18 protein-coding genes are annotated in these 17792 nt (G+C 65.4%); 8 read left to right on the top strand and 10 right to left on the bottom strand.

Translation table 11 applies throughout. The annotated features are described in order from the left end of the window. Entirely contained in the window at nt 1-894 is an 894-nt protein-coding gene (locus tag AC1DEZ_RS21350; protein WP_441512482.1) for an alpha/beta fold hydrolase, read from the bottom strand. Between the two features lie 177 nt (nt 895-1071). Further along, complete coding sequence (locus AC1DEZ_RS21355) at nt 1072-3150, bottom strand: transglycosylase SLT domain-containing protein (RefSeq protein ID WP_441512483.1); 2079 nt, start codon at nt 3148-3150, stop codon at nt 1072-1074. A 171-nt stretch (nt 3151-3321) separates the two neighbouring features. On the opposite strand from AC1DEZ_RS21355, the gene dapA reads away from it, so the two are divergent. From dapA to smpB, 3 genes are read left to right on the top strand one after another with little or no spacing between them, the layout of a single operon-like run. Further along, nucleotides 3322-4215 carry a 4-hydroxy-tetrahydrodipicolinate synthase gene (gene dapA, locus AC1DEZ_RS21360; RefSeq protein ID WP_441512484.1) on the top strand — a complete coding sequence of 298 codons (894 nt, stop codon included), beginning with the start codon at nt 3322-3324 and terminating at the stop codon, nt 4213-4215. A gap of 50 nt (nt 4216-4265) precedes the next feature. Continuing rightward, nucleotides 4266-4913: an FMN-binding negative transcriptional regulator gene (locus tag AC1DEZ_RS21365; RefSeq protein WP_441512485.1), complete on the top strand. Its 648-nt coding sequence runs from the start codon at nt 4266-4268 to the stop codon at nt 4911-4913. Beyond that, nucleotides 4910-5383 (top strand): SsrA-binding protein SmpB, encoded by a 474-nt coding sequence (gene smpB / locus AC1DEZ_RS21370; protein ID WP_441512486.1) that lies wholly within the window; start codon nt 4910-4912, stop codon nt 5381-5383. Before AC1DEZ_RS21365 ends, smpB begins: the two co-directional genes overlap by 4 nt. Nucleotides 5384-5458: 75 nt before the next feature. On the opposite strand, the gene AC1DEZ_RS21375 is transcribed toward smpB, so the two are convergent. The 5 genes from AC1DEZ_RS21375 to lepB all read right to left on the bottom strand — a co-directional run bounded on the left by AC1DEZ_RS21375 (nt 5459) and on the right by lepB (nt 9267). After that, the gene (locus tag AC1DEZ_RS21375) at nt 5459-6091 is read right to left on the bottom strand and encodes a LabA-like NYN domain-containing protein (protein ID WP_441512487.1); all 633 of its coding nucleotides are present in this window, start codon (nt 6089-6091) and stop codon (nt 5459-5461) included. 206 nt (nt 6092-6297) lie between these two features. Next, nucleotides 6298-6843, bottom strand: a complete 546-nt coding sequence (locus AC1DEZ_RS21380) for a sugar O-acetyltransferase (protein WP_441512488.1) — start codon at nt 6841-6843, stop codon at nt 6298-6300. A gap of 18 nt (nt 6844-6861) precedes the next feature. Further along, on the bottom strand, nt 6862-7779 hold the full coding sequence (gene era / locus AC1DEZ_RS21385; protein ID WP_441512489.1) for a GTPase Era: 918 nt from the start codon (nt 7777-7779) through the stop codon (nt 6862-6864). Continuing rightward, nucleotides 7772-8503 (bottom strand): ribonuclease III, encoded by a 732-nt coding sequence (rnc, locus tag AC1DEZ_RS21390; RefSeq protein ID WP_441512490.1) that lies wholly within the window; start codon nt 8501-8503, stop codon nt 7772-7774. The genes era and rnc overlap by 8 nt, the downstream gene beginning before the upstream one ends. Continuing rightward, entirely contained in the window at nt 8500-9267 is a 768-nt protein-coding gene (gene lepB, locus AC1DEZ_RS21395) for a signal peptidase I (protein WP_441512491.1), read from the bottom strand. Before lepB ends, rnc begins: the two co-directional genes overlap by 4 nt. 245 nt (nt 9268-9512) lie before the next feature. Between lepB and aqpZ the strand changes: the two genes are divergently transcribed. Further along, nucleotides 9513-10238 carry an aquaporin Z gene (gene aqpZ, locus AC1DEZ_RS21400; RefSeq protein WP_441512492.1) on the top strand — a complete coding sequence of 242 codons (726 nt, stop codon included), beginning with the start codon at nt 9513-9515 and terminating at the stop codon, nt 10236-10238. 70 nt (nt 10239-10308) lie between these two features. Here aqpZ and acpS read toward each other — a convergent pair whose 3' ends face one another. Both acpS and AC1DEZ_RS21410 read right to left on the bottom strand, forming a co-directional pair. Continuing rightward, complete coding sequence (gene acpS, locus AC1DEZ_RS21405) at nt 10309-10725, bottom strand: holo-ACP synthase (RefSeq protein WP_441512493.1); 417 nt, start codon at nt 10723-10725, stop codon at nt 10309-10311. A 52-nt stretch (nt 10726-10777) separates the two neighbouring features. Then, nucleotides 10778-11530: a pyridoxine 5'-phosphate synthase gene (locus tag AC1DEZ_RS21410; RefSeq protein ID WP_441512494.1), complete on the bottom strand. Its 753-nt coding sequence runs from the start codon at nt 11528-11530 to the stop codon at nt 10778-10780. A gap of 231 nt (nt 11531-11761) precedes the next feature. On the opposite strand from AC1DEZ_RS21410, the gene AC1DEZ_RS21415 reads away from it, so the two are divergent. From AC1DEZ_RS21415 to AC1DEZ_RS21425, 3 genes are all read left to right on the top strand, one after another. Beyond that, the gene (locus tag AC1DEZ_RS21415) at nt 11762-13471 is read left to right on the top strand and encodes an ATP-binding protein (protein WP_441512495.1); all 1710 of its coding nucleotides are present in this window, start codon (nt 11762-11764) and stop codon (nt 13469-13471) included. A gap of 87 nt (nt 13472-13558) precedes the next feature. Continuing rightward, nucleotides 13559-13948: a DNA-directed RNA polymerase subunit omega gene (gene rpoZ / locus AC1DEZ_RS21420; RefSeq protein WP_441512496.1), complete on the top strand. Its 390-nt coding sequence runs from the start codon at nt 13559-13561 to the stop codon at nt 13946-13948. 163 nt (nt 13949-14111) lie between these two features. Continuing rightward, on the top strand, nt 14112-16328 hold the full coding sequence (locus AC1DEZ_RS21425; protein ID WP_476780623.1) for a RelA/SpoT family protein: 2217 nt from the start codon (nt 14112-14114) through the stop codon (nt 16326-16328). Here the strand turns inward: AC1DEZ_RS21425 and AC1DEZ_RS21430 are convergent. Next, nucleotides 16325-17170 (bottom strand): LysR substrate-binding domain-containing protein, encoded by an 846-nt coding sequence (locus AC1DEZ_RS21430; RefSeq protein WP_441512497.1) that lies wholly within the window; start codon nt 17168-17170, stop codon nt 16325-16327. The two genes, AC1DEZ_RS21425 and AC1DEZ_RS21430, sit on opposite strands and share 4 nt — an antisense overlap. A gap of 116 nt (nt 17171-17286) precedes the next feature. Between AC1DEZ_RS21430 and AC1DEZ_RS21435 the strand changes: the two genes are divergently transcribed. Further along, nucleotides 17287-17670, top strand: a complete 384-nt coding sequence (locus AC1DEZ_RS21435; RefSeq protein ID WP_441512498.1) for a tautomerase family protein — start codon at nt 17287-17289, stop codon at nt 17668-17670. Nucleotides 17671-17792 lie beyond the last annotated feature (122 nt).

Below are 17792 nucleotides of genomic sequence, written 5' to 3' on the forward strand. Positions count from 1 at the left end.
TCAGGCCGCTCGACGCTCGGCCCGCGCGATCAGCTTGCCGATGCGCCGGGCCATGTCTCTCGAGCCCAATAGAGGGGCGTGGCCTTGTCCGGCGACGGTGAAGATTTCGCAGTCGGGATGGCGCTCGGCCATCTCCTGCAGGGTCTTTTCGGCCAGCAGATCGGAGTTCGCTCCGCGGATCGCCAGCAGCGGCACCGCTTTGAGCCCGTCGAAATAGGTCCAGAGCACCGGCAGGGGCGCTTCGAGGTCGAGCTCCTCCAGCACCTTCATCAGCTTCGTGTCGTAATCCGGCTTGAGCGGCCCGTCCCGATCCGTCCAGGTGCGGCGGGCCATGATCTCCCACTCCGCTTGGCTGAGCGCCGGGAAATGCTGGTCGGAGAGCCGCTTCAGAATCTCGGCGCCTTCCGAGAAGCTGCGCGGCACCGGCAATTTCCCGACATAGCCGCGGATGCGCAACAGGCCGCGCGCGTCGATCACCGGGCCGACATCGTTGAGGACCGCTCCGCTGATCACGGCCGGCCGGGCCGCCGCGAGCGCCATTGTGAGAAGCCCGCCTCGCGAGGTGCCGACGAAAACGGCCTGTTCTATGCCCATCGCGACCAGAACCTGCATGAGGTCGTCGAGCTCGATGCGGATGTCGTAGTTCTTCCAGTTGCGGTCGTAATCCGAGAGCCCGCGGCCGCGATAATCGAGCGCCAGCACGCGGCGCGGCTTGGTCTCGTCCTGCGCGAGAGCCATTGCCAGTTCGTGGAAATCGGCGGCCGTGCGCGCGAAACCCGGCAGGCAGACGACCGGAAGTGCGGTCCCTTCGAGCGGACCATAGTCACGCAGATGGAGTTTCAGACCGTCGCGAGCGCTGACGAAGCGGGAGGTAAAGGCGGAAGCCGGGATCATGCGGAACTCGAGGAAGCTATCTCCCGCGCACCTAATCATGCTCCGGCCGAGGGCGGAAGCCGGCTTTCGCAGCTCGACGCCGATGTGGAATCCGTTGAAGGCCGCTGCGACTGCGATGGGTTGCAGGTCCTCGCTTGGCCCGCGCCCGGGATGGCGGGGCAGGTGAGGGGCCAGCGGCTAATCGCGCTTGCCGCCGCGCTTCAGATCGTAGTCGATCAGATAGGCGGTGCGCTGGTTCAGCCGCTCGCGATAGACCTGCAGATTCTCCATCACGCGCTGGACGTAGTTGCGCGTCTCGGAGAAGGGGATGCGCTCGACCCAATCGACGGCATCCACCTCCGGGTCGCGCGGGTCGCCATAGGCGGCGATCCATTTCTTCACATTCGGCGAGCCGGCATTATAGGCCGCGAAGGTCAGGATGTAGGAGCCGCGCCACTCTTTCAGCAGGTCGTTGAGATGGGCTGCACCCATCTGCGCCGCATAGAGCGGGTCTTGGCCCAGCTTCTGCCAGTCGAAGGGCAGCCCGGCACGACGTGCCGTCTCGCGTGCCGTCGCCGGCATCATCTGCATCAGCCCGCGTGCCCCGGCACCGGACATCGCGGCCGGGTCGAAGGCACTCTCCTGCCGGGCGATGGCGTGGACGATGGCGCGCTCCATCGGGTCGCCGAGCACGTCGAATTCCGGGATGCCGTTGACCGGATAGGCAGCCATGTCGAGCGGGAAGCCGCGCTGCAGCGCCGCCTTGCCGATGCCGACGAGCGCACGGGCATCAGCTTCGCGCTGCGCGATTGCCGCGATCGCCTCCAGCGCTTCGGTGGTGTGCAGGCGCTGTGCCAGATCGTTCAGCATCAGCGTGGCGAGGTCGCGCTCGCCGATGCGATAGAGCAGCCGCACGCCGCGATGGCCCGGCAATCCCTCGAGGGCGGCGGCCGAAGTGCTTCGGAGCGGCAGGCGGTCCAGCCCCAGCTTCGCACGCGCGAGTTGACCGTAATAGGCGACAGGTTGCTCTGCCGCCTTGCCGAAGGCGGCCTTGGCCTCATCGGCTTGCCCCATCTCCTCAAAGGCGCGGCCCCGCCAATAGGCCGCGCGGGCGACCGAGATGGGCGTTTCGCTGATGGCGGCAGCGGCGTCGAAATGCTTCAGCGCGACTTCCGGCTTCTTCAGGAAGCGCAGTGCGATGAAGCCGGCATGCCATTCCGCCTCGATACGCTCCGCTGCGTCCTCGGCGCCGTGGCCAGCCGAGACCTCATAGGCCTTCGCTGGCTGGCCGGCATCGAGGAGCTTGCGCGAGATGATGCGCCGCTCTTCCCACCAGCCGTCGCCATCGCCCAGCATGGCTGCGTCGCGCGGAACACTGGCGAGCGCCTTGACGGCATCGTCGAGCTTGTCGGCCCGGCGGGCCTGCTGCGCCCGCAGGAAGGCGAAGGAAACGTCGCTGCGGACGGAGGCTGGCACTGCCGCGATCTGCTTTTCGGGGATCGGCTGGCGCGCTCCGGCGCTGGCGAGCCGCGCCCTGGCCAGCACGACATAGTCGGCCGAGACCCGGGCGGCATTGCGCAAGGCTGCCCCGTCATTGTCCTTGAACAGGAAGCGCTCGGTACGCTGCCGATGGTCGTCCTTCGTCAGCACGGCGTCGAATTCCTTGAGGACGATCTTCTCCAGCGCTTGCCCGAACGGGTCCTTGCGCCACGTCCGGCGCACGAGGGCGGCAGCCTCTTCGGCTCGCCCCTCGTCCTTGAGCGCGAGCGCGAGCGCGATCCGCCCGGCCGGCGACACCGGCTGCTGGCCGTGGAAGAAGGCGCGGACGATCAGCGGACTCTTCTTCTCGGCGATCAGCGCCTCTTCGGCGCGGCGTCGAAAACGGGTCGTCGCGGGATAGTTCGGATGCTCGCGCAGGAAGGCGTCGATCCGCGTGAACGACACGGTGCCGGCATTGGCGTGGATCGCCACCCATTCGAGCAGCGTGCGAACGGCGCGGTCGTCGATCCGCGCCGCAAGCTCATCACCCTCGCCGAGTGCGCCGCGTCTATAGGCGGCGACGGCAGATTTCACGGCGTCCAGATTGGTTGCATCATCGCCCCGCAGGGTGGAGGACGGATAGGGCAGCAGCGCGCCCGTGGTCTCGACGTCGCCGATCATGGCGAGCTTGCGCTGGCTCGCCAGCATGCCGTCGTCACCCGCCTGTGTGGTCGAGGCGGAGAGCACGGCAGGCAACAGCAGGCCGATCAATCTCCTCGCGGCAGCAGGCGAGGCCATGGCGGGTCTCCATCCTGGGGCAGGCATTCGGGAACGATGGTCGGGGAAGGGGGTTGATGAAGGCTTAACTATGAGGCTACGCATTTTCATGCATTGCCGGCTTTGCCTTGACCAAACGACGGTTTATGTGTGGCGGCCCGACAACCCGCGTTTCGCTTCAGGATCAGCCCGATGACCAAGCACATTGCCCTTACCGGCTCGATGCCAGCTCTGGTCACTCCCTTCAAATCCGGCAAGGTCGATGAGGAGACGCTGCGCGCGCTGGTCGAATGGCAGATCGCCAGCGGTTCGACCGGCCTGGTCCCGGTCGGCACCACCGGCGAGAGCCCGACGCTCTCCCATGACGAGCACAAGAGCGTCGTCGAAATCGTCGTCGATCAGGCCAAGGGCCGCGTTCCGGTGATCGCAGGGGCTGGTTCCAACAACACGATCGAGGCTATCGATCTCGCCGTTCATGCCGGGAAGGCCGGCGCCGACGCCGTTCTCGTGGTCACGCCCTATTATAATAAGCCCACCCAGGAGGGCATGTACCAGCACTTCAAGGCGGTGAACGATGCAATCGGGATTCCGATCATCATCTACAACATCCCGCCGCGTTCGGTGGTGGATATGTCCGTCGAGACGATGACGCGGCTCTATGAGCTCAAGAACATCGTCGGCGTGAAGGATGCCACCGCCAATCTCGCCCGCGTCTCGCAGCAGCGCCACGCCATGGGCCCGGATTTCATCCAGCTCTCCGGCGAGGACATGACCGCACTGGCCTATATGGCTGCCGGCGGTCATGGCTGCATCTCGGTCGTCGCCAATGTCGCGCCGCGCCTCTGCGCCGATCTGATGGAGGCCGCGCTCAAGGGCGATTACGCTGGGGCGTTGAAGGTGCAGGACCGGCTGGTGCCGCTCCATGACGCGACCTTCAAGGAGCCCGGCCTCGCCGGCGCCAAGCATGGCCTGAAGCTGCTCGGCCGCATCGAGGAGGAAATCCGCCTGCCCTTGATGCCGGTGACACCGGCCACCGGCAAGGTGATCCGAGACGCCATGGTTTTCGCCGGGCTGTTGAATGCTTAGATAGGGATTGCGTTCGTCCGGTCGCCCCGGCGACGCCAGGGAAATCCGGAATGTACGAGCCCAGTCACTTCAAGGTCGAGGACCGCGCGCAGCTCCACGCCGTCATTCGCCAGCACCCGCTCGCCTCGCTGGTGACAGTGGGCGAGGGCGGCCTTATCGCCAATCTGGTTCCCTTTATCCTTCACGAGGATGAGGGAGAGAACGGTGTGCTGCGCGCCCATGTCGCGCGGCCCAACGCGCAGTGGAAGGCGATCGCGGCGGGTGCCGAGACGCTGGTGATCTTCACTGGCGTCGAGCGCTACGTCACGCCGGCCTGGTACGCGACCAAGCGCGAGACCGGGAAGGTCGTGCCGACCTGGAACTACGTCACCGTCCAGGTGCGCGGCCCCGCCCGGGCAATCGAAGAGCCGGCATGGCTGCGTGCCCAGCTCGAGTCGCTGACGCAGCAGCAGGAGGCGCCCCGCACCGAGCCCTGGGCGGTCTCGGACGCGCCGGAGCCCTTCATCGTCGCGCAGGCGCGTGGCATCGTCGGTGTCGAGATCGAGATCGCCTCGATCATCGGCAAGTTCAAACTCAGCCAGAACCGGCGCGAGGACGACAAGCTCGGCGTCCTCGACGGCCTGAGCGCCGATCCCGCAACGGATTCGCAGGCGATGGCCTCGCTGGTGAAAAAGCACGGATTCAGTGAAACTGCATGAAGAAGCCTGATCCCGCCCGCTATCGGCTCGCCGCCGACAACCGCAAGGCGCGCTTCAACTACGAGATCAAGGAAACCCTGGAGGCGGGCATCGCGCTGCAGGGCACCGAGATCAAGTCGCTGCGCGGCGGCAAGGCGACGATCGGTGAGAGCTATGCCGGCCCGATGGGCGAGGAGCTCTTCCTGTTCAACGCCCATATCCCGGAATATCTGGAGGCGAACCGCTTCAACCATGAGGTTCGCAGGCCGCGCAAGCTGCTTCTCCATCGTCGCGAGATCAACAAGCTGATGGGCGCAGTCCAGCGCGAGGGCATGGCTCTGATCCCGCTCAAGGTCTATTTCAACGACAAGGGCAGGGCGAAGGTCGAGCTCGGTCTCGGCAAGGGCAAGAAGCTCCACGACAAGCGCGAGACCGAGAAGACCCGCGACTGGAACCGCGACAAGCAGCGGATCTTGAAAACAGGCGGGTAGGCTTGGATCAGGGCCGTGCTTCTCCTTCTCCCGCAGGGGGAGAAGGGAAGAGGCGGCAGCTCTCCAAAAGGAGCCTCACCCTTCCACCGGCTCGTCGCCCTGGCGGATACCGTAGCGCCGTTCGAGCGCGGGATTGCCGGGTGCGGCCGGGGCGCCGGGCGTGGCGCTGCGGGGGCTGCGCTCGGACGGATCGCGCCCGATCTTCTGCATGAGCTGGGCAAGATCGACGAACTCGTCGCATTGCCGGCGCAAATCGTCCGAGACCATCGGCGGGTTGGTCGAGATCGTCGAGACGACCGAGATTTTGACGCCCTTGCGCTGCACTGCCTCGACCAGCGGGCGGAAGTCGCCATCGCCGGAGAACAGGTAGATCTGGTCGAGATGCGGCGCGAGCTCGAGCATCTCGATCGCCAGCTCGATGTCCATGTTGCCTTTGACGCGCCGCCGGCCCGTGGCGTCGGTGAATTCCTTGGCTGCCTTGGTGATGACGCGGTAGCCATTGTAGTCGAGCCAGTCGACGAGCGGGCGGATCGAGGAGTATTCCTCGCTCTCGACGAGCGTGGTGAAGTAGAAGGCGCGGATCAGATTGCCGCGGCTCTGGAACTCACGCAGCAGGCGACGATAATCCATGTCGAAGCCGAGCTGCTTCGAGGTCGCGTAGAGATTGGCGCCGTCGATGAAAAGCGCGATGCGCGGTGCGCCGTTCATGGCAATGACTCCTGCTCAAATGACTTCAAGCAATAAAGATGGAAGCAAAAGGCGTTCGAACAATGTCGTTCATGAAGGAAATTTGACAAGGTTCAAGCAGGAACCGTGGCTTCTTGACGCAGTGCGGCCATGCGGCTGCGGCAGTGTCGCGCCGTTCGATCGCGCCGACGACCGGGCTCAACTCTCGGGTTCGACTGTTCGGGAGATCAGGGCCGCAGCCGTGCGGGATTGCCGAGCGCCGTCCGCCCCTTGGGCACGTCGCGCGTGACCACGCTGCCCGCGCCGATGATCGCATCGTCACCGATCGTGACGCCGGGGAGGACGATCGCCCCGCCACCGATCCAGACATTGCTCCCGATGCTGACCGGGCGGCCGAACTCCAGCATCTGCCGGCGCTGAGCGGGATCACGCGGATGATCCGCGGTGAGGATCTGGACGCCCGGGCCGATCTGCGTGTCGTCGCCGATGGTCACGGCGACGACATCGAGGATGACGCAGCCAAAGTTGAGGAAGACGCCGTCGCCCAGGCTGATGTTGTAGCCATAGTCGCAATGGAAGGGCGGGCGGATGGTGACGCTCCGCCCGACATGGCGAAACGCCTCCTGCATCAATGCGGGCCTTTGCTCAGGCGTGGCCGTGGTTGCGTTGAAACGCTCCATCCAGTCGCTAATGCGGCGATTATCGGCGATAAGCTCCGGGCAGTCCGCACGGTACAGTTCGCCCGCGAGCATCTTGTCCCTCTCGCTGCGCATCGCCGTCCTCCGCGTAGCTCAGGCTTTGCCCTTGGGGAACTCCAATCCCATCTCGCGATAGCGTTCAGGGTCGTCGCTCCAGTTCTCGCGAACCTTCACGAACAGGAAGAGGTGAACTTTGGCCTCGGCCGCTTCGGCGATCTCGGCGCGGGCCTTCTGGCCGATCGCCTTGATCGTCTGGCCGCCTTCGCCGAGCACGATCTTCCGCTGGCCCTCGCGCTCGACATAGATCGTCTGCTCGATACGGACTGAGCCGTCCGGCTTCTGCTGCCAGCTCTCGGTCTCGACCGTGGAGCGGTAGGGGAGTTCATCGTGCAGCCGCTCGAAGATCTTCTCGCGGGTGATCTCTGCGGCGAGGAAGCGCAAGGGCGCATCCGAGATCTGGTCCTCGGGGTAGAGCCAGGGTCCGAGCGGCAGGCGCTTTTCGAGCCAGGCCAGGATGTCCTTCACGCCATAGCCGGTGAGCGCAGCGACCATGAAAGTCGCCTCGAACTGCCCGCGCTCGTTCACCTTGGTGGTGATCTCGAGCAGCTTTTCCTTCGCCACCGTGTCGATCTTGTTGAGGATCAGGAATTTCGGCTGCTTCAGCTCGGCGAGCTTCTCCAGCAGCGCGGTGTTCTCCTCGTGCTCGAAGCGGCCAACGTCGATCAGCACGCCGATCAGGTCGGCGTCGGTCGCGCCGCCCCAGGCACTCGTCACCATCGCGCGGTCAAGCCGGCGCTTCGGCGCGAAGATGCCGGGCGTATCGACGAAGATGATCTGCGCCGGGCCGGACAGGGCAATGCCGCGCACCTGCGTCCGCGTCGTCTGCACCTTGCGCGAGACGATCGAGACCTTGGCGCCGACGAGTTGGTTGAGCAGCGTCGACTTGCCGGCGTTCGGCGCGCCGATCAGCGCGACGAAGCCGCAGCGCGTGGGTTGATCGGTTTTAGACATGCTCGCCTTCCGGGTTTTCGTTCCACAGGCCTTCGCGTCGCAGGAAGGCTTCGGCCGCGGCCTGCTCGGCGAGCCGCTTGGAGGGGCCGCGCGCCTCGGAGTCCGCGAGCCCGGTGATCTTTGCAGCAACGACGAAGACCGGCGCATGGTCCGGCCCCGAACGGCCGCGCTCGCTGTAGGTCGGCGTCGGATAGCCCTTGCCTTGAGCCCATTCCTGCAGCGCGGTTTTGGCGTCGCGCAGCGGGCGCACCGGCTTCATCAGCCGCTCGCCGAAGGCGCGTTCGACCAGCGCGCGGGCCGCCTCGTAGCCGCCGTCGATGAAGACCGCTCCGATGATCGCCTCGCAGGCATCGGCCAGGATCGCCTTGTTCTTGCGGGCGCCGCCGAGGATCTCGCCATCGCCCAGCCGCATGAAATGGCCGAGATTCCAGCCCTGCGCCACCTCGGCGCAGGTCTCCTTGCGCACGAGATCGGCGAGGCGGCGTGAAAGATTGCCTTCCTCGGATTGCGGGTAGCGCCGGAACAGCATGTCGGCGACCGATAGGCCGAGCACACGGTCGCCGAGGAATTCGAGGCGCTGATAGCTAGCCAGCCGCGATTCCTCGGCGCTCATATGGGTAAGCGCCGTGATCAGCAGGGATTTGTCGCTGAAGTTGTGCTCCAGCGCGGCTTCCAGCCGCGCTGTGTCCGGCGCCTTGCGCGCGGCTTCGCTGCTCTTGCTCACTTGATGGTGCTGAACAGACGGTTCCAGCGAACCGTATAGGGCCATTCCCAGATCTTCCAGGCCGAGGCGCCGTCCTCGATCGAGAAGAAGATGATCTCGGCCCGACCGACGAAGTTCTCGAACGGCACATAGCCGACGCTGCGGTCGCGCGAGTCGAGCGAGTTGTCGCGATTGTCGCCCATCATGAAGAAGTGGCCGGGCGGCACGACGAAGACTTGAGTGTTGTCGAAGGTGCCGGTGTCGCCCTCGCGCTCGATGATCTCGTGGCGGACGCCGTTCGGCAGCGTTTCGATGTAGCGGATCACCGGAACGCTGCGGCCCCAATTGTCGCTGGTCACATAGTCGGCGATGCGCTCGCGCTTCACCGGCTGGTTGTTGATGTGCAGGATGCCGTCGATCATCTGGATGCGGTCGCCGGGCAGGCCGATGACGCGTTTGATGTAATCCGTCGAATTGTCGCTCGGCAGCTTGAACACGGCGATGTCGCCGCGCTTGGGCTCGGCCGCCCAGACGCGCCCTGAGAACAGCGGCGGGCTGAACGGGATCGAGTGCTTGGAATAGCCGTAGGTGTACTTGGACACGAAGAGATAGTCGCCGATCAGCAGGGTCGGGATCAACGAGCCCGAAGGGATGTTGAAGGGCTGGAACAGCAGGGTGCGGATGACCAACGCGATGAGGAGCGCCTGGACGACGACCTTGATCGTCTCGAAGACGCCGCCCTCTTCCTTGGTCGTCTTGTTCTTGCTTTCGACTTCGTTGGCCACGCGGGGCGCTCCTGGGACTGCAATCCAGCGCGCGGTCTAGCCGACTATCGCGCCTGCGACAACGCGCAAGAGCAGTCTGGTGAGATGATACTGGCGGATGGCGAATACATGGTGAGAACAATTACAATGCGAGAAAACGGCGGGAGATGGGCCAAATTCGCAGAGCGAATACCCACTTAGATGCGTTGACGATATCGTGTTTCACGAACAGCATTCCCGCGTTTCCGACCTTTGGGGGAATCACCATGAGCACGAAGAAATATGTCGCCGAAGCCATCGGCACGTTCTGGTTGACTTTTGCGGGTTGCGGCAGTGCGGTCATCGCTGCAGGTTTTCCAAATGTCGGCATCGGATTGCTCGGCGTTTCGCTCGCTTTCGGCCTCACCGTCGTGACGATGGCTTACGCCATCGGCCATATTTCCGGTTGCCACCTCAATCCGGCCGTGACGGTCGGGCTCGCTGCAGGCGGTCGTTTTCCGGTGGGGCAGATCGTTCCCTACATTGTCGCGCAAGTCGTCGGCGCGATCGTGGCCGCGGCCGTTCTCTATCAGATCGCCCGCGGCGCGCCGGGCTTCGATCTCGCCAACGGCTTCGCCTCGAACGGCTTTGGCGAGCATTCACCGGGAAAATACAATCTGGCCTCGGCCTTCCTCATGGAAGTCGTSATGACGATGATGTTCCTCTTCATCATCATGGGSGCGACCCACGGCAGGGCTCCGGCCGGCTTTGCGCCGCTCGCCATCGGCCTCGGCCTGTGCCTGATCCACCTCGTCAGCATCCCCGTGACGAACACCTCGGTGAACCCGGCGCGCAGCACGGGGCCGGCGCTGTTCGTCGGCGGCTGGGCCATTCAGCAGCTCTGGCTGTTCTGGGTCGCGCCGCTCATCGGCGGCGTGCTCGGCGGCGCAATCTATCGTTGGCTGAGCGACGAGCCGCAGGGTGTCGTCAGCGGTACCCAGCCGGCCGAGTAGGCCAGCTCGACATTTGCTGAGGGAAGGCTGGTGCCGCCGCACCGGCCTTCCCTGTTCCATGGCTGCGGAACTAGGCCGGGCGATCGCCGATGATCGGACGGGCCTCGATCACGACGAAGGCCTGTGCCAGTGGCGGGTCGTCGGTCAGCGAGACATGGACGACCGGCTCGAAACCTGCCGGCGTCATGGCTTTCACACGCTCAAGCGCGCCGCCCGTCAGGCGCATGGTCGGGCGCCCGCCCGGCAGATTGACCACCTCCATGTCACGCCAGAACACGCCCAGCCGCATGCCGGTGCCGAGCGCCTTCGAGCAAGCCTCCTTGGCGGCGAAGCGGCGGGCATAGGAGGCGGCGCGCGTCGCGCGGCGGTCGGACTTCGCCCGCTCCCCGTCAGTGAAGACGCGTTGGGTGAAGCGCTCGCCGAAGCGCTCGAGGGAGCGCTCGATGCGGCGGATGTCGCAGAGGTCGGAGCCGATGCCGAGGATCATGCTCCGCGTTTAGAGCATTGGCCGGGAAAGTGGAAACCGGTTTCCGGAACGGTCAGCCTCCGGTGCCGCGCCCATCATCCATCGCCTGCCGCATCCGGCGGATCGCCGCGTCCAGCCCAACGAAGATCGCCTCGCCGATCAGGAAGTGGCCGATGTTGAACTCGACGAAGGCCGGTATGCCGGCAAGCCTGCGCGCGGTGTCGTAGTCGAGCCCATGGCCGGCATGGACCTCAAGCCCGAGCTTGGCCGCATAAACCGCGCCATCGGCAAGTCGCTGGAACTCGGCCTCCGCCTTGGCCGTTCTGCCATCCGCAACCGCATGGCACCAACTGCCGGTATGGAGCTCGACGACGGGGGCGCCGAGCTTGGCCGCCATAGCGATCGGCGCCTTGTCGGGCTCGATGAAGAGCGAAACGCGGCAGCCGGCGGCCTTCAGGCGGGCGATGCGTGGCGCAAGCTGTTCTTCTTGCCCGACGACGTCGAGCCCGCCCTCGGTGGTACGCTCCTCCCGCTTTTCCGGCACGAGGCAGGCCGCGTGCGGCTTCAGGCGCTCCGCCAGCGCGATCATCTCGTCGGTGGCGGCCATCTCGAAATTGAGCGGCTTCGTCAGCTCGGCGGCGAGCCGTTCCATGTCGGCGTCGCGGATATGGCGGCGGTCCTCGCGCAGATGGGCGGTGATTCCGTCAGCGCCTGCGGCGATGGCGAGATGGGCGGCGCGGACCGGATCGGGCAGGGCACCGCCGCGCGCATTCCTCACCGTGGCGACATGGTCGATGTTGACGCCGAGACGCAGCCCTTCGGCCATTGTGCAAGCCCTCTTTGAAGCTACCCGTGCTTAGACGAAAGCACGGCATCGGCTCAATGCAGGGATTGTGATGGCGGCCTCACGATTTGTGATCTGTGCGACCATCCGCAGGCGCGATTGCTGATTTGACAACAGCGAATGGTTGTTCGGTCTCCGTGAAGGTAATCGTAACCGGCGCGCTGCAATATCAAGACATAAATCAACTAAACCTTTGGTTGAGCTAGTTGAGATATGCAACTAACCGTAAATAACGCGGCCTTCCATGCAGACATTACGCCGGACCGACGCAATGCCGGTCAGCCGCCCGAGCGTGCGCTTGGGCGGGTGATCGCCTGCGACGGATCGCGTGCCACGATCCTGAGCGCGGTCTCGACAGGCAGCTGGCAGGCAAGCGACGCCTGGGCGATCGGCCGCATGATCTCGATCAATCTCGGTCCAAGCCGCATCGTGGCCTTGGTCTACAAGCTGCACGCGGTCGAGCCAGCCTGGACGGACGGCGAGAACCCGATTCAGGTCGAGGTCGAGTTTCTGGGCGAGGTTCTCGAGAAGCCGGATGGCTCGGCGCGCTTCCAGAGCGGCATTACCACCTATCCGCCGATCGGCGCCATAGCTCACCGCATCCGCGCCGGCGATCTTGCGCTCGTTCACGACCTTGGTGACCGGACGGGTGCCGAGATCGGCCATGTCACGCAGGATGCCAGCATCGCCGCGACCGTCAGCATCCAGGACATGCTCTCGCGTCATTTCGCCCTCGTCGGCACCACGGGTGTCGGCAAGTCGAGCGCCGTCTCGCTCCTGCTGCGCCGTGCCGTCGCGGCGCGCCCGCGCCTGCGCGTTCTGATCCTCGATCCGCACAACGAATATTCCGTCGCCTTTCCGGATCTCGCCCTGACCATCGATGGCGATGCGCTCGACCTGCCGTTCTGGATGTTCAAGCAGGAGGAGTTTGCCGATATCGTCTTTCGCGGCCGGCCTGCGCTGGACGACGAGCCGGACATTCTGCGGGAGGTCGTCGCAGCAGCCCGAACCCGCTACCGTGTTCCCAGTGGTCAGGAACTGGCGCGCGACCTCGGATCGAGCCTGCTCAAGCGTCCGCTCGATCTCGGCACGGGGCGCAGCGGCTCGGAGCCGGCGCCGTCGACGGGCGGTGTCGACGCATCGACGCCTTACCGTCTGAAGGACGCCTTTGCCGTTATCGACGAAATGATCGGCCTGCACGAGCAGCGCTGGCCGAGGGCGGCGCTGCGCTCGCTGAAGGTGCGGCTGGAATCGCTCCACGCCGATCCGCGCTACCGCTTCATGTTCGGGCGCGCCAATATGTACGAGACGGTGGCGCCGATACTGGGTCAGATCTTCCGCATTCCGATGCATGGCCGGCCGATCACCGCCTTCCAGCTCGGTGGCCTGCCGGGCGAGGTGGTCAATGCCGTCGCCTCGGTGCTGTCGCGGCTTGCCTTCGACATCGCAATGGCGAGCCAGGGCGCCTGCGAGGTCCTGGTGCTCTGCGAAGAGGCACATCGCTATGTGCCGTCCGACCGGGCGCTCGGCTTCGCGCCAACCCGCCAGGCGATCGCGCGCATCGCCAAGGAAGGGCGCAAATACGGCGCCTATCTCGGCGTGGTCACGCAGCGCCCGGGCGAACTCGACCCGACCATCCTGTCGCAGTGCTCGACCGTCTTCGCCATGCGGCTGGCCAACGAGCGCGACCAGCAGATCATTCGCTCGGCGATTTCCGACGCTTCGGCCAGCACGATCAATTTCCTCTCCTCGATCGGCAACCGCGAGGCGATCGCCTTCGGCGAGGGGGTCGCCACCACGATGCGGATGCGTTTCGCCGAGCTCAAGCCGCATGAGCTGCCGGCGATGGGCGGACGCGCGGGCGAGGGCGGCGGCCGGCTGGAGCCGACCCTGGACGACATGGTCCGGCGCATGCGGGCCTGAGCGCGAATTTCTTGCATCCCGGCGGCTTTGGCTGTAAGGGCCTGCTCAACCTATCCCCTGCATCGCTGAGATCGGAAGAAGCCGCCCATGGCTCGCGTTACCGTTGAAGACTGCATCGACAAGGTCGAGAACCGCTTCGAGCTGGTGCTGCTCGCCAGCCACCGCGCGCGGATGATCCAGTCGGGCTCGTCGATCCTCGTCACGCGCGACAACGACAAGAATCCCGTCGTCGCGCTTCGCGAAATCGCCGACGAGAAGCTGAAGCCCGAGGATCTCAAGGAAGACCTGATCCACTCGCTGCAGAAGCATGTCGAGGTCGACGAGCCGGAGCAGGAGACCGTTCCGCTGCTCGCCAGCCCCGCCAGCGCAACGACGCCCGACAGCGAAGTCCAGTTCGACCGGATGAGCGAAGAGGACCTGCTGCGCGGCCTCGACGGCCTCGTGCCGCCGACCGAGAGCGCCGACGACGAGGACTGATCCTCGGCCCGCGTGAATCGATTGTTCATAGTTTGAAGTTAAAGCCCGGCACCGCCGGGCTTTTTCATGCCCGCCATCCGGAAAACGCCTTGCTGCCGTCCATGCCTGCGCAAATAATCATGAGTTGCAACAAGAGAATGTCGAGGCAGGGGCCCGCATGGGCATAATGCGGCAGTATGAGCTCGTTGACCGGGTCAGGAGCTACAATCCGAATACCGACGAGGACCTGCTCAACCGGGCCTATGTCTATGCCATGCGCGCACACGGCACCCAGAAGCGCGCCTCCGGCGATCCCTTCTTCGCGCATCCGCTCGAAGTTGCAGCGATTCTGACCGATCTCAAGCTGGACGATGCCACCATCGTCGCAGCGGTGCTGCACGATACGGTCGAGGACACCGCCGCGACGCTCGAGGAGATCGAGAGCATGTTCGGGCCGGATATCCGCCGGCTCGTCGACGGCCTCACCAAGATCAAGAAGCTCGACCTCGTCTCCAAGAAGGCGGCTCAGGGCGAGAATTTCCGCAAGCTGCTGCTCGCCATCGCCGACGATGTCCGCGTGCTGCTGGTCAAGCTCGCCGACCGGCTGCACAACATGCGCACCCTGCATTTCGTCCCTCCCGAGAAGCGGCTGCGCATCGCCGAGGAGACGATCGAGATCTATGCTCCGCTCGCCGGGCGCATGGGCATGCAGGAGCTGCGCGAGGAGCTGGAGGAGCTTTCCTTCCGCCACATCAAGCCGGAAGCCCATGCCACCGTGACCAAGCGGCTGGAGGAGGTCACCGCGCGCGAGGGCAAGGTGATCGGCGAGATCGAGCGCGATCTGAAGGAGAAGCTTGCCGCCAGCGGTATCCAGGCCCAGGTCTCGGGGCGGCGCAAGCGCCCCTATTCGATCTGGAAGAAGATGGAGCGGAAGTCAGTCTCCTTCGAGCAGCTCTCGGATATCTTCGGCTTCCGCGTCATCGTCGAGAAGCCGGAGGATTGCTACCGCGTCCTCGGCATCGTCCATATGACTTGGCCGATGGTGCCTGGGCGCTACAAGGATTACATCTCGACGCCCAAGCAGAACGACTATCGCTCGATCCACACCACCGTGGTCGGCCCCGGCCATAGCCGCGTCGAGCTGCAGATCCGCACCGACACCATGGACCGCATCGCCGAATACGGCATCGCCGCGCATGCGCACTACAAGGATGGCCGCCCCGGCGCGCCGATCCGGCTCGGCGACGAGAGCCGCGCCTATCAGTGGCTGCGCCGCACCGTCGACTTGCTGAACGAGGGCGACAGCCCCGAGGAGTTTCTCGAACACACCAAACTCGAGCTCTTCCACGATCAGGTTTTCTGCTTCACGCCGAAGGGCCGGCTGATCGCCCTGCCGCGCGGGGCGACGCCGATCGATTTCGCCTATGCCGTCCATACCGATGTCGGCAACASCGCMGTCGGCGCCAAGATCAACGGACGCATCGCGCCGCTSCTSACCGARCTGCAGAACGGCGACGAGGTCGAGATCACCCGCGCCGAGGGCCAGGCGCCGCCGGCTGCCTGGGAGTCGCTCGTCGTCACCGGCAAGGCCCGTGCCGCGATCCGCCGTGCCACGCGCGCTGCCGTGCGCCGGCAATATGCGGGCCTGGGCCGCCAGATCCTTGAACGTGCCTTCTCCCGCGCCGAGCGGGCTTTCTCCGACGACAAGCTCAAGGCTGCGCTCAGGCGCCTCGCCCGCAGCACGGTCGATGACGTGCTCGCCGCCGTCGGTCGTGGCGAGATGTATTCCGGCGACGTCGTGAAGGCGGTCTATCCCGATCTCGAGCCGGAGAAGCGCGCTTCGGCCGAGACCAAGCCCGGCGCCGCGGCCAGCGGAAAAGGCTGGTTCGAGTTGCGTCAGGGCGAAAACCTGAAGTTCAAACTGCCGGGCGAGGAGCCCTCCGACGACAGCGCCATCCCGATCCGCGGCCTCGGCCGTGACCTGCCGGTGCGCTTCGCTCCGCAGGGGGGCGCGGTGCCGGGCGATCGCATCGTCGGGATCCTGACGCCGGGCGAGGGCGTGACGATCTATCCGATCCAGTCGCCGGCGCTCGCCGCCTTCGACAACGAGCCCGAACGCTGGCTCGATGTGCGTTGGGATCTCGACGACAAGGTGCCGCAGCGTTTCCCGGCTCGCATTGCGCTGAAGTCGCTGAACGAGCCAGGTTCGCTCGCCCAGATTACCACGACGATCGCCGAGCATGACGGCAATATCGACTCGGTTTCGATGAACCGTCCGAACCCGGATTTCACCGATGTCACGATCGATCTCACCGTCTGGGATCTGAAGCACCTCTCCGCGATCATCAGCGAGCTGCGTGAGAAGCGCGTGATAAGCCGCGTCGAGCGGGTGGTCGGCTAGTTCCGGAACGCGGCTGCCAGCTCGCGGACGAAGGCCCGGCCGCGTGGCGTGGCCGCGTTGCTGCGCAGCACGACATGCGAGCGCCCGAGCGGCGGCAGCCCCCAATCCGCGCCGATATCGACGGCGCCCGGCGGGGCGACCCGGGTTGCCAGCGCAGCGACCCCGAAGCCGCCGGCAAGCGCGGCCTGCACAGCGGCCATTCCGCCGCCGATGAAGGCTTCGCGCCAGCCTATGGCGCGCCGGTCGAGCGCGGCGATGGCGTGCTGCCGCAGGCGGCACTCGGAGACGAGGCTGATCAGCGGCAGCGGCGAGTCGCCCCGGCGCGGCAAGTCTGGAGAGGCGAACCAGCCGAGATTGTCCTCGCGCAGAACCTCTCCGGTCTTGCCGGCGCCGATCCTGCGCACGAGCACCGCATCAAGATCGCCCGCCTCATAAGCCGCCTCCAATTGGCTCGACGGCTCGATGCGCAGATTGACGATGAGGTCGGGGTCGCGCGCGGCCAGTCGGGCGAGCAGGGCCGGCACATCGGCGCCGGCCGCCTGTTCGCTGATGCCGATGGCGATCCGCTCGGGCGCCTCGCTGAAGGCAGCGAGCGCCCGGCTGTGGGCGGCGAGGAATGCGCGGGCGGCCGGCAGGAAGCGCTCGCCTTCGGAGGTGAGCCGAACCAGCCGCGGATGCCGCTGCAAAAGAAGCTTCCCGAGCGTGGTCTCCAGCCGCTTGATCCGCGTGCTGACCAGCGACTGCGTCGAGCCGAGCGCTTCGGCAGCGCGGGTGAAGCTCGACAATTCGGCGGCCTGAAGAAAGGCGGCAACCGCTTCGACATCGAGGGCAGGAGTGCTCATAAATCAGAAATCCGTATTTATGATATCTCGTACGATACGGTTTATTGCTTTATGATTCAAGGCTAGCTTCTGGCCATCGACCGGCAGCCATCCGGCTACCGCAGATGGAGAGAACCATGCCTCTGATCCGGATTTCCATGCGTCGCGGCCGGCCCGCTTCCGAACCTGCGGCGATCATCGACGGTGTCTACAAGGCGCTGCGCGAGACGTTCGAGGTGCCGGAGAAGGATCTCTTCGCCGTCGTGCATCAGCATGACGCCGACGAATTCGTCTTCGATGCCAATTATTTCGGCTTCAACCGCAGTGCGGGTCTGGTCATCATCCAAATCACGGTGGCCAACACACGTGGCGTGACGCAGAAGAAGAAGCTTTATGCGGCGATCGCGGCGAACCTTGCTCGCGACCCCGGGCTGAAGCCGGACGACATCTTCATCAACCTTGTCGAGGTCAAGCGCGAGGACTGGTCGTTTGGGGGCGGAATCGCCCAGTACGTGGCCTGAGAGCGACCTTGCTTGGCGGAAGCGTCGCGTCGATCCGGAAGTGCCGGGCGGGAGGGCGCCGGTTTCCGCGATGGTCGGGGCGAGCCCGGCCATGACGCGGTTTCTTCCTGCGCCCGCCTGTC

Source organism: Allobosea sp. 10L422 (assembly GCF_056395345.1).